This is a genomic window from Mycobacterium paraintracellulare (genome assembly GCF_000276825.1).
Taxonomy (GTDB): Bacteria; Actinomycetota; Actinomycetes; order Mycobacteriales; family Mycobacteriaceae; genus Mycobacterium; species Mycobacterium intracellulare.
On sequence record NC_016948.1, the window covers coordinates 380,263 to 391,959 of the forward strand.

Annotated in this window: 16 protein-coding genes and 1 tRNA gene; 8 read left to right on the plus strand and 9 right to left on the minus strand. The window is 67.5% G+C overall.

The window, feature by feature from the left end; translation table 11 throughout:
• The first annotated feature begins 4 nt into the window (after positions 1 to 4).
• The 4 genes from OCQ_RS01845 (at position 5) to OCQ_RS25715 (ending at position 2,012) form a co-directional block, all read left to right on the plus strand.
• Entirely contained in the window at positions 5 to 379 is a 375-nt protein-coding gene (locus tag OCQ_RS01845) for a hypothetical protein (RefSeq protein WP_014383693.1), read from the plus strand.
• 38 nt (positions 380 to 417) lie between these two features.
• Positions 418 to 972, plus strand: a complete 555-nt coding sequence (locus tag OCQ_RS01850) for a type 1 glutamine amidotransferase domain-containing protein (protein ID WP_008263296.1) — start codon at positions 418 to 420, stop codon at positions 970 to 972.
• Between the two features lie 105 nt (positions 973 to 1,077).
• Positions 1,078 to 1,767, plus strand: a complete 690-nt coding sequence (locus tag OCQ_RS01855) for a HemK2/MTQ2 family protein methyltransferase (protein ID WP_008263297.1) — start codon at positions 1,078 to 1,080, stop codon at positions 1,765 to 1,767.
• The gene (locus OCQ_RS25715) at positions 1,764 to 2,012 is read left to right on the plus strand and encodes a CDGSH iron-sulfur domain-containing protein (protein WP_080587974.1); all 249 of its coding nucleotides are present in this window, start codon (positions 1,764 to 1,766) and stop codon (positions 2,010 to 2,012) included. Before OCQ_RS01855 ends, OCQ_RS25715 begins: the two co-directional genes overlap by 4 nt.
• Here the strand turns inward: OCQ_RS25715 and OCQ_RS01860 are convergent.
• From OCQ_RS01860 to OCQ_RS01885, 6 genes are all read right to left on the minus strand, one after another.
• Complete coding sequence (locus tag OCQ_RS01860; protein ID WP_008263299.1) at positions 1,960 to 2,961, minus strand: iron-containing redox enzyme family protein; 1,002 nt, start codon at positions 2,959 to 2,961, stop codon at positions 1,960 to 1,962. The two genes, OCQ_RS25715 and OCQ_RS01860, sit on opposite strands and share 53 nt — an antisense overlap.
• 78 nt (positions 2,962 to 3,039) lie before the next feature.
• Positions 3,040 to 5,256 carry a SpoIIE family protein phosphatase gene (locus OCQ_RS01865; protein ID WP_014383696.1) on the minus strand — a complete coding sequence of 739 codons (2,217 nt, stop codon included), beginning with the start codon at positions 5,254 to 5,256 and terminating at the stop codon, positions 3,040 to 3,042.
• Positions 5,253 to 5,879, minus strand: a complete 627-nt coding sequence (locus tag OCQ_RS01870) for a SpoIIE family protein phosphatase (protein ID WP_041784760.1) — start codon at positions 5,877 to 5,879, stop codon at positions 5,253 to 5,255. The genes OCQ_RS01865 and OCQ_RS01870 overlap by 4 nt, the downstream gene beginning before the upstream one ends.
• Positions 5,872 to 6,282, minus strand: a complete 411-nt coding sequence (locus OCQ_RS01875) for an anti-sigma regulatory factor (protein WP_014383698.1) — start codon at positions 6,280 to 6,282, stop codon at positions 5,872 to 5,874. Before OCQ_RS01875 ends, OCQ_RS01870 begins: the two co-directional genes overlap by 8 nt.
• Entirely contained in the window at positions 6,272 to 6,661 is a 390-nt protein-coding gene (locus tag OCQ_RS01880) for an STAS domain-containing protein (RefSeq protein ID WP_008263312.1), read from the minus strand. The genes OCQ_RS01875 and OCQ_RS01880 overlap by 11 nt, the downstream gene beginning before the upstream one ends.
• Before the next feature lie 22 nt (positions 6,662 to 6,683).
• Positions 6,684 to 7,586 carry an STAS domain-containing protein gene (locus tag OCQ_RS01885; RefSeq protein ID WP_009954780.1) on the minus strand — a complete coding sequence of 301 codons (903 nt, stop codon included), beginning with the start codon at positions 7,584 to 7,586 and terminating at the stop codon, positions 6,684 to 6,686.
• Positions 7,587 to 7,765: 179 nt separating this feature from the next.
• On the opposite strand from OCQ_RS01885, the gene OCQ_RS01890 reads away from it, so the two are divergent.
• Both OCQ_RS01890 and OCQ_RS01895 read left to right on the plus strand, forming a co-directional pair.
• On the plus strand, positions 7,766 to 8,134 hold the full coding sequence (locus OCQ_RS01890) for an STAS domain-containing protein (RefSeq protein WP_008263316.1): 369 nt from the start codon (positions 7,766 to 7,768) through the stop codon (positions 8,132 to 8,134).
• A 20-nt stretch (positions 8,135 to 8,154) separates the two neighbouring features.
• Entirely contained in the window at positions 8,155 to 8,655 is a 501-nt protein-coding gene (locus OCQ_RS01895) for a DUF6328 family protein (RefSeq protein ID WP_009954783.1), read from the plus strand.
• Here OCQ_RS01895 and OCQ_RS01900 read toward each other — a convergent pair whose 3' ends face one another.
• Positions 8,656 to 9,348: an HAD family hydrolase gene (locus OCQ_RS01900; protein WP_014383699.1), complete on the minus strand. Its 693-nt coding sequence runs from the start codon at positions 9,346 to 9,348 to the stop codon at positions 8,656 to 8,658.
• Between the two features lie 322 nt (positions 9,349 to 9,670).
• On the opposite strand from OCQ_RS01900, the gene OCQ_RS01905 reads away from it, so the two are divergent.
• Both OCQ_RS01905 and OCQ_RS01910 read left to right on the plus strand, forming a co-directional pair.
• Positions 9,671 to 9,973, plus strand: coding sequence for a DUF4193 domain-containing protein (locus OCQ_RS01905; RefSeq protein ID WP_014378938.1), 303 nt, complete (start codon positions 9,671 to 9,673; stop codon positions 9,971 to 9,973).
• Positions 9,974 to 10,093: 120 nt separating this feature from the next.
• Positions 10,094 to 10,678: a restriction endonuclease gene (locus OCQ_RS01910; protein ID WP_008263324.1), complete on the plus strand. Its 585-nt coding sequence runs from the start codon at positions 10,094 to 10,096 to the stop codon at positions 10,676 to 10,678.
• Between the two features lie 45 nt (positions 10,679 to 10,723).
• Here OCQ_RS01910 and OCQ_RS01915 read toward each other — a convergent pair whose 3' ends face one another.
• Positions 10,724 to 11,413 carry a GAF and ANTAR domain-containing protein gene (locus OCQ_RS01915; RefSeq protein WP_009954787.1) on the minus strand — a complete coding sequence of 230 codons (690 nt, stop codon included), beginning with the start codon at positions 11,411 to 11,413 and terminating at the stop codon, positions 10,724 to 10,726.
• A 201-nt stretch (positions 11,414 to 11,614) separates the two neighbouring features.
• Positions 11,615 to 11,691: transfer RNA gene (locus OCQ_RS01920), tRNA-Pro, on the minus strand.
• Positions 11,692 to 11,697: the final 6 nt, after the last annotated feature.

Genomic DNA, 11,697 nt, shown 5'->3' on the forward strand with positions numbered 1-11,697 from the left:
GGCGATGACGAGCGACCAATCGGACAACACCACAGCCACATTGGTCTCCGCGCTCGGCGGTGCCAGCTTCGCCCTGGGCATCAGCGAACTGGTGGCGCCGAGTCGGGTCGCCGCGATCGCGGGCGTCGACGACACCGCCCGGTCGCGCCGGGTGATCCGCGCGCTCGGCGTGCGCGAATGCGGCCACGGCGCGGCGCTGTTCGGGGGCCCCGACAAGCTGGTGTGGACCCGTGTGGCCGGGGATGTCCTGGATATGGCCCTGTTGATCGCGGGTGTGGCCGCCCGCGGTCCCGGCCGGCGGCGCCAGGGCATCGTCTGTGCCGCCGCCCTGTCCGGGATCGCCGGCCTGGACCTCTACACGGCGATGCGAACTCTTTGATCCGACGCGAATCGTCGATCGCAGGAAGGAAAACGGCGATGTCAAACGAATTGCAAGGAAAGAGAATAGCTTTTCTCGCGGCCGACGGCGTGGAAAAGGTTGAGCTCGAACAGCCGCGCGCGGCGCTGCAAGAGGCCGGGGCCAAGGTCGAGGTGCTCTCGCTCAAGGACGGCGAAATCCAGGCCCGCAACCACGATCTCGAGCCCGCCGGGACCTTCGCCGTCGATCGGAAAGTGTCCGAGGCGTCGGTGGGCGAATTCGACGGCCTGGTGCTGCCGGGCGGCACGGTGAACCCGGACAAGCTGCGCATGGACGACGACGCCGTCTCGTTCGTCCGCGATTTCGTCAGCTCGGGCAAACCGGTGGCCGCCATCTGTCACGGACCCTGGACCCTGGTGGAAGCCGGTGTGGCGGTGGGCCGGACGCTGACGTCCTACCCGAGCATTCGCACGGATCTTCGCAACGCGGGCGCCCAGGTGGAAGACGACGAGGTCGTCATCGACGGCAATTTGATCTCCAGCCGGTCACCGTCGGACCTCCCCGCGTTCTGCGCGGCGATCCTCAAACAGTTTGCCCAGGCGACGGCCGGTTAGCCGCGGCGATGCCGGGCCGGTCGGTTTGAATGCCCCGGTTTGCGGGCATCATCCCGCCAAGCCGTGATCAGCGGCTATCCGTATAGGGTTCTCGAAAGGCCAACCGTGACGACCACATATCCCGAGCCCGCCGTCTTGCCCACCCAGAACGTGTATCGGCCGCAGGAGGACTCCAGACTGCTGGTCGATGTGATGCACGAGACCGGTCTGATCCCGGGACGGCGCGTTCTGGACCTGTGCACCGGCAGCGGTTTCGTCGCGATAGCGGCGGCGGAGATGGGTTGCGCCGACACGACCGCCTTCGACATCTGCCCGCAGGCCGTTCGCTGCGCCCGGGAGAACGCCGCGGCTGCCGGAATCGACATCGACGTTCGCGAGGGGTCGTGGATAACCGCGGTGGAGTGCGCGCCGTTCGACGTGGTGGTGTCGAATCCGCCCTACGTGCCGACCCCGCCCGGTGCCGAGCTGGAAGAGATCTGCCCGGAAGCCGGACCGTCGTGGGCCTGGAATGCCGGCCGAGACGGACGCCTGATCCTCGACCCGCTGTGCGAGTCGGCTCCGAAGTTGTTGCGCGACGGTGGATCCCTGCTGATGGTGCACTCGGCACTCGCCGGTGTCCAGCAGTCGCTGGATTCCCTCAAGTGGGCCGGTATGGACGCGGCAGTGGTTGCCTCGAAATGGATTCCGTTCGGCCCGGTGATGACATCCCGGGCGCAGTGGTTGGAAGACGTCGGCCTGATACCGCGCGGACGCCGGGAAGAGGAACTGATCGTGATTCGGGCCGAAAAGCGATGAGTCCCACCAGGGTTCAGGTGGTGCCCAACGGCCCGGTGCTGGTTTCGGGTCCGGTGCGCATCGAGATGCCCGGCGGCGAGGTCGTTCAGTCCGACCGGTTCATGGTGGCGATCTGCACCTGCCGTCGCAGCGGCAGGTACCCCTTGTGCGACACCAGCCACCGCAGATGCAAGCGCCTGAGCAAGACGACCGCTACGTCAGCGGCCGCCGCAACGACGTCCGATCCTGCTTCCACGACGCCATAATCGTTTCCGCCAAGCGGTTTTCGACCGCGGCGTGCGCGCGGATCCCGAAGATGACGTCCTGCTCGAGCTGCGGCTCCCGGGCGACGAGATCGCCGACCACATCCGCGCGCACGACGTGTTCGTGTACCGCGTCGGCCTCGACGTGCTCGCTGTAGAAATTGATGCAGGCCGCGGGCGCCTGCAAGCGCTCCAACGCCCGCACCATGCGCTGGGATCCGGGCGGCGAGGTGATCTCGGTCGACGCGAAGTGCCCGATCGCGGCGCCGCGCAACGAGCGGTGCAACCCGAACAGCGACATCAGATTGACCACCGCCAGCGATTCGGGGGGAACCGCGTCGACGTAACCCCAATACGTCGCGTCCAGCCCGGCCGCGGTCAGCAGATCGGCGAACAGTTGCTGGTGCAGTCGGGGGCCCTGCCCGGCGCCGTACTCGTCGAACTCCACCGCCACGAAGGCCGCTTTGGCGGTGCCCATCAGGCGCGGGATGGCCCAGGCGTGCGGATCGCCCTCTTTGAGGTGATACAGCGAGCGGTGCACGAAGTATTCGCACATCTGCTGCCACGTCCCGGTGTCACGCAGGTAGTACGACGGGCCGGTGCCGTCGACGGGTTCGATCGAAATCGCTTCCATCTCAGCCGCGGCCGTCTGCTCGGGTTCGATCGGCCCGACGTCGCGGCGCACACCGGCCAAGAACACGCGCTCCAGCTCGGCGCGCAGCGCCAGCAGCGCCGGGTTCCACTCCCACGCGGGGTCGACACCGGCGAAACCGCGGTAGTGCAGCTCGTAGCAGACGGACAGCGCCAGCTGCAGATCCAGACCGTACGGGTCGGAATCGCGCACGGATGCGCCGATGCGCGCGAAATGGTCAACCGACGGCGGGCCCGCCAGCGCGCAACGAACGGCTGTCGACAGGGGCCCGTGTGCCTCGGGCAGGACGGGTTCAGTCATGGTCGATGAGCGGGTCACGCCGGTGACTACCCGTAACCGGGGCCCGGCAAACGGCGCCGCAACACTTTTCGACGCCCACTAGCCGGATTCAGCCGGCAGTCTGAAGGTGATGTCGAGGGTGGTGCCGGTGGCCGCGGTGTCGAGCTGCGTCGCATCGCTGAGCGCCCTGATCAGGGGCAAGCCGCGCCCACTGTTGACCGGGTCGGCGGCCGGCGCCTTCCACGAACCGTAATCGGTGATACGGGTGCGCACTTCGCCGTCGCCGAGGCTGGCCTCGACCACCATCGTCCCCGCGACGAATCCGCGGTAGGCGTGTTCGACGCAATTGGTGCAGGCCTCGTTGACCACCAGCACGATGTCGGCGGCCAGGTCCCCCGTGATGTGGGCGGCGCGCAGCCAGTCCGCGAGGCGGTGCCGGATGCGAACCAATTGGTCTGCGGTGGCGTCACTTTCGATGCGTAGCGGCGTCTGGTGGTGGCGGTAGATCACCATCGCGACGTCGTCGTCATAGCCACCCGCCGGCGCCAGTTCACGAAGCATCTCGTCGGCGACGGTGTCCAGCGGTAATGTCATCGTCTGCGCCAGAACGTCTGCCGCGCGGGCGATTCCGTCGTCGATCGACTCGTGTTTGCGTTCCACCAGCCCGTCGGTGAACAACATCAGGGTCGAGCCGGGCGGCAGCACCCGGGTGGCCTGCGGGCGCGGTTCATCGCGGCGGACCGCGAGCGGCACCGAAGCGGCGTCGGTCAACAGGGTCGTCGTGCCCGGCTCGGGGCCGGTGAGCACGGCTGGCATGTGCCCGGCGTTGCTGTATTGCAACAGCCCGGTTTCGGTGTCCAGGATCGCGAGAAACACGGTGGTGCAGTAGGCGTTCGGGATGAGCGACGCCGCCGAGTCCAGCTGATCGAGCAGCACCGCCGGCTCGGCGCCGTTGATCAACAACGCTCGCGCGGAACTGCGCAGCTGGCCCATGATGGCGGCGGCGGGCAGGCCGCGTCCCACGCAGTCGCCGACGACGATGCCGATGCGGTGCTCGCCGATCGGCAGCACGTCGTACCAGTCACCGCCGATCTCCAAGGGCAGCACCGCGGGTTCGTAGCGCACCGTGAAACCCGGCGGGGGCTGGATGGGCGGGAGCATGGCACGCTGCAGCGTCAGCGACGTCTCGCGGGCGCTCTCGAACTGACGAACGTGCTGCATCGCCAGACTGAGGTGGCTGATCAGCACGGTGACCAGCAGGCGGTCTTCGCCACTGACCCAGCGGGGTGTGCGCAGCTCCAGCCACAACGCCAGGTCCCCGGTGCCGGAGAGCACCGCGACCAACCCCTGGGCCTTACCGGGATGATCAGGTGACTCAACGGTTTTCGCGGTCAGCGGTAGTTGCTGGCGCGCGTCGGAGAAGGTGTGACGCAACCACGGATCCAGCTTGCGCCACGACGTCGCCGCGGGCTCGCCCGCGGTGTGGACGGTCGGGTCGCCCTCGCCGCTGGGCCACATGACCGCGACCACCCGCTGCACGTCGATCGCCGCGCGGCACTCGTCGAGCGTGATCGACAGCAACTCATCCACGCTCCTGGCCACCGCCACCGCCGTGGCCAGGCGCAACACCGCGCTCTCCCGCGCCGCGAATGCGCGTTCCGCGGTGATATCACGAACGGTCCCGACGTAGGCGTCGCGATCGCTGCCGGATTCCTTGACCGCGTTGATGCTCACCTTCACCCAGGCGAGATGCCCGTCGCCGTGGCGGATCGGCGTTTCGTAGTCGGCCCTGCCGTGGTTCAGCACCAGGCCGATCTGCTCGGCCGCCGTCTTGGTGTCGACCAGCCACGGGTGCGGCCACCGATAGGGCAAACCCTCGCTGGGAAAGCCGATGATGTCGATGAAGGCGCTGTTCATCTCGATCACGGAGCCCTCGTGGTCGGCGACGAAGAACCCCTCCTGCAGCGAATTCACCAGCGCGTTGCGGAATTTGTCGCGATCTGCCAGCCAATCCGCGCGATCCCGCTGTTCCGCGTAGCGCCTGTTGCCGTCGATGAATCCGCGCATGGCCACGTCGAGGGGAGCCAGCAGTTGCAGCAGGAACTCCAGCGCGATCGGCCCGTCGATGCGCACGTCCTTCGCGATCTCGAAAACCAGGCGGACGTGGTTCTCGACGATTTCGAGCAGGCTGATCTGATTCTGCAGGGCCGTGCGACCGAGCTCATTTCCGATCGACAAGTTGGCGTCATCGGGTGAGTCCAGATAGTTGCGCAACGCGGCGGCGTAGCGATCGTGGAAGTCTTCGTTGCCGCTCATGTCGAGGTCCCCCTGTGCCGCGCCGTCAGCACCATCGCGTCATCGGTTTCCTTGGCGCCCTTACCGAGAATCTCTTCCGCGATGGCGACAGCGTGCGCCGAGAAGTCGACGTGACCCAGGTAATCTTCCCCGATCCCGTCGGTGCTCATCACGAGAAGATCACCGGGGCGGATCGAAATAGCCTGTGCCGGAAGGATTTCCGGTATCCGGTAGCCGACGATGCCCCCGGTGAGACGGGCACTGGACCGGACATGGACACCGCTGGGCGCCTTGGCCACCAGATCGGCGGTGACGTTGCCGACCCCCGTCCACGTCAGCGTGTTCGCGGCGAAATCCACCCGCGCCAACGTCATTGCCACCCCTCTGGTTCCGGTGAGCAGCCGGTGGCAAAGCTGGATCAGGACTTCGAGCCGCTCGGAACTGTTGTTCTTGACCGCATCGATCGCGCGCAGCGCAGCCTCCGCGGCGGCCGGCCCGTGACCGAGGCCATCCACCAGACCGAACAGCGCGGCCTCGCCGCCGATGGCGACCGAGATGCCCCGGTCGCCGGAGGTGTACTCGCTGGGCAAGGGCCGGCCCGCCCTGGCCCATTCGATGGGTCCGAACCGGCCGCTTTCATGCACGGGGCGGGACCCATTTCCACATCTCGATGACGGTCCCCTGACCGACCGTGGACTCGACGACCAACCGGTCCATCAGGCGGCGCGCGCCCGGCAATCCCATCCCGAGCCCGCGGCCGGTCGAATATCCGTCTTCCATCGCGCGTTCGATGTCGGCGATCCCGGGCCCCTGATCCTCCGCGCGCACCACCAGGGCCTTGCGCCCCTCCCGGTCGGCCACCCCGACCCGGACGGAGCCGCGGCCGGCGTAGCTGGTGATGTTGCGCGCGATTTCGGAGATCGCCGTCGCGATAATGGTGACGTCCGTCAGCGAGAATCCCAGATCGAGGGCGAGCTGGTGTCCCGCCTTGCGGGCGTCGACGATGTCGTCGGGATGGTCGATGGCGACGACGATATCAGCCGCCACCATCGCGCCCGATCGTCGGTTTGCGCTGCGCCAGTTGACGATTCAGAAGGGACAGGCCCTCTTCCAGGTCCAGCGCGGTGTTCATGTCGTCGAACGCCAGGCCAAGCTGGACCATCGCGAACGCCACCTCGGGCTGCAGGCCGACGATCACCGTGTCCGCGCCACGCAGCCGGGTCATGTGCGCGATCGTGCGCAGCGAGCGGGCCGCGAAGGAATCCATGACGTCGATGGCGGTGACGTCGACGATGATGCCCTGCGCGCGGAACCGGCTGACGCGCTCCATGAGGTCGTAGCGCAGCCGTTCGGCGTCGGAGTCTGAGAGCGCGGCCTGCACCGAGGCGATGAGGATCGAACCCTGTTTCAGGATCGGTACTGGCATGCGGCGCTCGCGTTCCTAACCGTCACCCGGTCTGCTCGCCGGTGCGAGTCACCTCGTAACCCAGCAGCCGCTCGGCTTCCTCGATGCCGCCCTGCAGGTCGCCGACCGCGTTCATCTTCGACAGGTCCAGGCCGATCGTCACCAGCGTCAGCGCGATCTCCGAGGACAGACCGGTGATGATCACGCTGGCACCCATCAGCCCCGACGCGTCGACGGTCTGCACCAGGTGGTTGGCCACGGTCGAGTCGATGGTCGGCACACCGGTGATGTCGATGACCACCACTTTCGCGCGGTTGGCGCGGATGGCGCGCAACAGCTGCTCGGTGACCTGGCGGGCGCGCTGGCTGTCCAGCACACCGATGATCGGCAGGATCAGCAACTGCTCACGCACCTGCAGCACCGGCGTCGAGAGCTCCCGGATCGCCTCCTGCTGCTGGCGGATGATGCGCTCACGTTCCTGGACGAAGCTGACCGCCACGGTGTTGGCGATCCGGTTGGCCGCCGGCTCGTAGGCGTCCAGCACCCGGTTGAGCATCTCGAACTCGGTCTGGTACTTCTCGAACAGCGAGCGGGCCAGCACGTCGCGGAGCAGCAGGACGATGCCGACGACCTCGTCGGTTTCCACGCCCCGTGGAATGATGCGTTCGGACAGGTCGCGGGCGTAGGCCTGCAGCGCCTCGACGCTACCGGTCTCGAGCACCTCGACATAGTTGTCGTAGACGGCCGTGGCCTCGGAGAAGAGCTCTTCGGGCGTCATCGCGGTGAGCAGCTCGGCCTCGGTGATGCGGCGGGCCCATTCCTCCCGCAAAACGGTCCGATTCTGCCGCAGGTGCTGAACGAGCTGAGGCAACAGCCCCTCGCTGGAAATGCCGACGACTTGCGCTGCGGTGCCGGTACTGGTGAAATCCGACGTCGAATCTGACATATGGCCTCCCCAGGCCTCCCGAGTACACGTCACGCACTGCGGTCTGCAGTTCCTTTTTGCGAGACTAGCCTGGGTTGTCGCGGGCCACGTGTAGAGGGCATATTCTTCTCGCAGTTCATAACGCAGGCTAGGGTTGAACCACGCTCGAGGCATTCAAGGCCCAGGACAAAGGATTGCCATTGTCAGCTCCTGATTCGATTACCACGTTGGTTGAGGACCACGACGGCGTTTCCGTGGTCAGTGTCAGCGGCGAAATCGATTTGGTCACGGCTCCTGCCCTGGAACAGGCCATCGGCGCGGTCGTCGCGGAGAGTCCCACCGCACTGGTCATCGATCTCTCGGCGGTGGAGTTCCTGGGCTCGGTGGGGCTGAAGATCCTGGCCGCGACGTACGAGAAGCTGGGCAAGGACACCGGGTTCGGCGTGGTCGCGCGCGGCCCGGCCACCAGGCGGCCGATTCATCTGACCGGTCTGGACAAGACCTTCCCGCTGTATCCGACGCTCGACGACGCGCTGACCGCGGTGCGGGACGGCAAACTCAACGGCTAGCAACCGGGGCGCCGGCAGCCATGGGTGTCGATCATCCGGAAGACGACCAACAATGGGACCGCAGCCAGCGCGGTGAAACCGAAATCGAACGGCTGGACCGCAATTGGAACAGCCTGCTGCAGGAGTTGCGCGTGGTGCAGACCGGCGTGCAGCTGCTCACCGGGTTCTTGTTGACGCTGCCGTTCCAGCAGCGCTTCGACGTGCTCAGCGGACCGATGCGGATCGTGTACCTGGTGACGGTGGGGTGTTCGGTGGGCGCAACCGTGCTGCTGATCGCCCCGGTCGCCATTCACCGGCTGCTGTTCCGGCGGCACCGCCTCCAGGCGCTGGTGTCGGCCGCGCACCGGTGTGCCTACGCCGGGCTGGCGTTGCTGGGCACGGCGCTGACCGGGGTCACGGCAATCGTCTTTGTCGCGGTGGCCGGGGCGACGGTGGGGTTCATCGCCGGAGCCTGCGCCCTGGCGCTGTTTGCCATCTTCTGGTGGGCGTTACCCCTGACGCTGCGCACGCACGGAATGTAGTCAGCGGCCGGGCGACAACTCCGCGATCCGGGTGGTTTCCAGATGGTCGAGCAGGTCCTGCGGATCGGCGAAGATCGGGGCGGCCCCGGCCTCCTGCAACTCCGCGCGGGAGATGCCGCCGCTGAGCAGCCCGATGCAGGGCACTCCCGCGGCCGCCGCGGCGTGCGCGTCCCAGACGGCGTCCCCGACGAAGACGGCGTGCCGGGCATCCACCCGGGCCCGGTCCAGCGCCACGTGCACGATGCCCGGTTCGGGTTTGGCGGTGTCGGCGTCACGGGACGAGGTCGTCTCGGAGATGACGTCATCGCAATCGAGCACCTTGCGCAAGATCGCCAATTCGTCCTCGGGCGCCGAGCTGGCGAGCACGACCTGCAGTCCCAGGTCCGCGACGCGGCGCAGCAGGGCGCGGGCCCCGGGCAGCGGTTCTGACAACGCGGTGATCTCGCGGTAGTAGTGGCTGTGCTTGTCGCTGAGCCGCTCCTGCACGTCGTCGGGCGCGTCGTCGGACAGCGTCCGCACCAGCGTTGAGCCGTCCATGCCGATGCGGCGGTGGATCTGCCACGACGCCACCACGATGCCTTCGGCGTCGAACGCGCGCCGCCACGCGTGGACGTGCAGGTAGTTGGAATCCACCAGGGTGCCGTCGACGTCGAACAGGACGGCGGGGGCGCCCGCATCGGGTCGCAACGTCATGTGGTGGGCATACCCACGCCGGGCCGGGCTGACACCGGCCGGCGGCTGAGCGGCGTGGCGGCGGCGACCCGAGCCGCCGCTCCGTTGCGAATAACGCTGGCATTCAACGGATCTCGCGAGCGACCGCGTTGGGTTGCCCCGGCGGCGTCCGGTCGGCGACGCCGGGACGCCGGGGGGACCCGCTGGCGCGTAAGCGGATGCGTGCGGCGGCCGAAATTCTTGCCCCAGATCGGTGTAGGGCGCGCGTGAACGGGGTACTGCCTGCGCCACGGGTGAGTACAGCAAAGTGCGTCAGCCCGTCTGAGAGCAGGGAGGAACTCCGATGGCGACCACCACTGACTACGACGCACGCCGTGTATCCGACAACGACACCCAGGACAAGTCCTCGCTGCGCGAGCTGGCACCGACCCTGCACGGGGCCGGCACCACCGTGGTCGACGAGGACCCCAACGATGTCCACTTCTTCGAGCTGCCCGGCGCCGACCTGTCCGGGGAGGAGCTGACGGTGACCGTGATTCCCCAGCGGGCCGACGAGTTCACCTGCTCGAGTTGCTTTTTGGTGCAGCACCGCAGCCGGTTGCGTCGCTCCAGCTCCGGCCTGCCGGTCTGCGCCGACTGCGCGTAACGCGCCGATAGCGCCCCGGCCGCGGCGTGGCGCCGTCTCGCGCCTGCGCCGAAATGTCACAGGCTTGAACTAGGTTCATCGGACAAGTCTGCGTCGGCGCGAACGGCACGTTGAGGAGTCATGGAGAAGGTTCTCGGGTTGCTCCTCCTGCTGGGGTTAGCTCTCCCTTGGTATTTCACGCAGCAGGCCACCGGCAGCCCGCCGGCGGGGTTTTTGGCCGGCCTCGGCGGGCTCGCGCTCGCGGTCGCCGTGCTGTGGTGGCTTTCGGTGCAGCGGGACCGCCGTCAGGCCGACGCCCACCGCCGCCGCGACCTCAAACACGCGAAATCCCGGCTGCGGGCCATCGACCGCATGTCCGGTACCGAATTCGAGGAATTCGTCGCCGCCCAGCTGCGCGTCGCGGGTTACACCGTCACGCCGACCGCGAGCACCGGCGACTACGGGGTGGACCTCATCGCCAAAAGGGGCGGCGTCCGCATGGCGGTGCAGTGCAAAAGGCTGGCCAAGGCCGTCGGCGTCGCCGCGGTGCAACAGGTCGTTTCCGGGTCGCGCCACCACGGCTGCAATCGGGCGGTCGTGGTGACCAACCAGACGTTCACGAAGGCGGCCCGCCAATTGGCCGGCACCCATCAATGCCGGCTGGTCGGGCGCACCCAGCTGCAGAACTGGACGCGGGTGGCGCCCCTTCCCGTGCGGGGGAACTAACGGCCGCGAGATGCCCTGGGCCGCAGCGCGTTCGGACGGCGCGCCTCAGCGCCGGGTGGTGTCCTCGATGACCCGGCGCGCGATCTCGCGCAGCGGGGTGTTCGTGCTCTGCGACAGTTTGATCAGCGTGTTGAACGCCGTGTGGTCATCGAGGTCGTAGCGCTCCATCAGAATGCCTTTGGCCTGCCCGATGGTGTCGCGGGTGCTCAGGGCCTCCCTGAACTGTTGGGTGCGGACGACGTTGCTCCACGCCAGGGCGCCCAGCGCGGCGAAGACGGCGGCCACCCGGCGGGAATCGTCGGAAAAGGCGTGCGGGCGTTCGGCATAGAAGTTCAGCGCCCCCATGCTGAGCTCGTCGGCGTACATCGGCAGTGACAGGACGCTGCGCACCGGCGTGTACGCGAGGGCGTCGGCCTGATACTTCGGCCAGCGCGAGTCGCTCCCGAGGTCGTCGATGACGACGACTTTCCGGGTCCACGCGGCGTGCACGCACGGCCCCTCGAGGTGGCGTTGCTGGAACTCGTCGAGCAACCTGGCGCAGTCGTCGGTGACCGAGGGGGTGCTGACCTCGTTCTGCCGGCTGGTGACCGTGATCCCCGCCTCCTGCGCCCCGGGCACCCAGCGCGCCGCCGCCCTGGTCAGCTCGTCCAGCACCCGAGGGAAGTCGGCCGCGTCCGCCGAATAGATGGCCCGCAGAACGTCGGTGAGCAGGGTGAGATCGTCGAAATTGGTCACTGAATGTCGCCTTCGTGCGTCGAGACCGGTTCCAGGCAAAACCCGCGCCGTTTTCTCCCAGCCTGCGGTCTCGCGAGGCGATCATTTGTCAGTTATGACGGCGACGAATGTCAATGCTGTCTGCTCAGCATTACGGTGAGATCCACTATATCGGCCGGGTTTTGGGTGATTGCGACCGACACCGGACGAGCAAAACCTAAGTGGTCGGGGTGGCGGGATTCGAACCCACGGCCTCTTCGTCCCGAACGAAGCGCGCTACCAAGCTGCGCCACACCCCGCCTGAA

Bases quoted from the DNA above. Each gene is read 5' to 3' on its own strand.
- OCQ_RS01845 (WP_014383693.1), top strand. From the start codon at position 5: ATGACGAGCGACCAATCGGACAACACCACAGCCACATTGGTCTCCGCG.
- OCQ_RS01850 (WP_008263296.1), top strand. From the start codon at position 418: ATGTCAAACGAATTGCAAGGAAAGAGAATAGCTTTTCTCGCGGCCGAC.
- OCQ_RS25715 (WP_080587974.1), top strand. From the start codon at position 1,764: ATGAGTCCCACCAGGGTTCAGGTGGTGCCCAACGGCCCGGTGCTGGTT.
- OCQ_RS01860 (WP_008263299.1), bottom strand. From the start codon at position 2,961: ATGACTGAACCCGTCCTGCCCGAGGCACACGGGCCCCTGTCGACAGCC.
- OCQ_RS01865 (WP_014383696.1), bottom strand. From the start codon at position 5,256: ATGAGCGGCAACGAAGACTTCCACGATCGCTACGCCGCCGCGTTGCGC.
- OCQ_RS01880 (WP_008263312.1), bottom strand. From the start codon at position 6,661: ATGCCAGTACCGATCCTGAAACAGGGTTCGATCCTCATCGCCTCGGTG.
- OCQ_RS01885 (WP_009954780.1), bottom strand. From the start codon at position 7,586: ATGTCAGATTCGACGTCGGATTTCACCAGTACCGGCACCGCAGCGCAA.
- OCQ_RS01895 (WP_009954783.1), top strand. From the start codon at position 8,155: ATGGGTGTCGATCATCCGGAAGACGACCAACAATGGGACCGCAGCCAG.
- OCQ_RS01900 (WP_014383699.1), bottom strand. From the start codon at position 9,348: ATGACGTTGCGACCCGATGCGGGCGCCCCCGCCGTCCTGTTCGACGTC.
- OCQ_RS01905 (WP_014378938.1), top strand. From the start codon at position 9,671: ATGGCGACCACCACTGACTACGACGCACGCCGTGTATCCGACAACGAC.
- OCQ_RS01910 (WP_008263324.1), top strand. From the start codon at position 10,094: ATGGAGAAGGTTCTCGGGTTGCTCCTCCTGCTGGGGTTAGCTCTCCCT.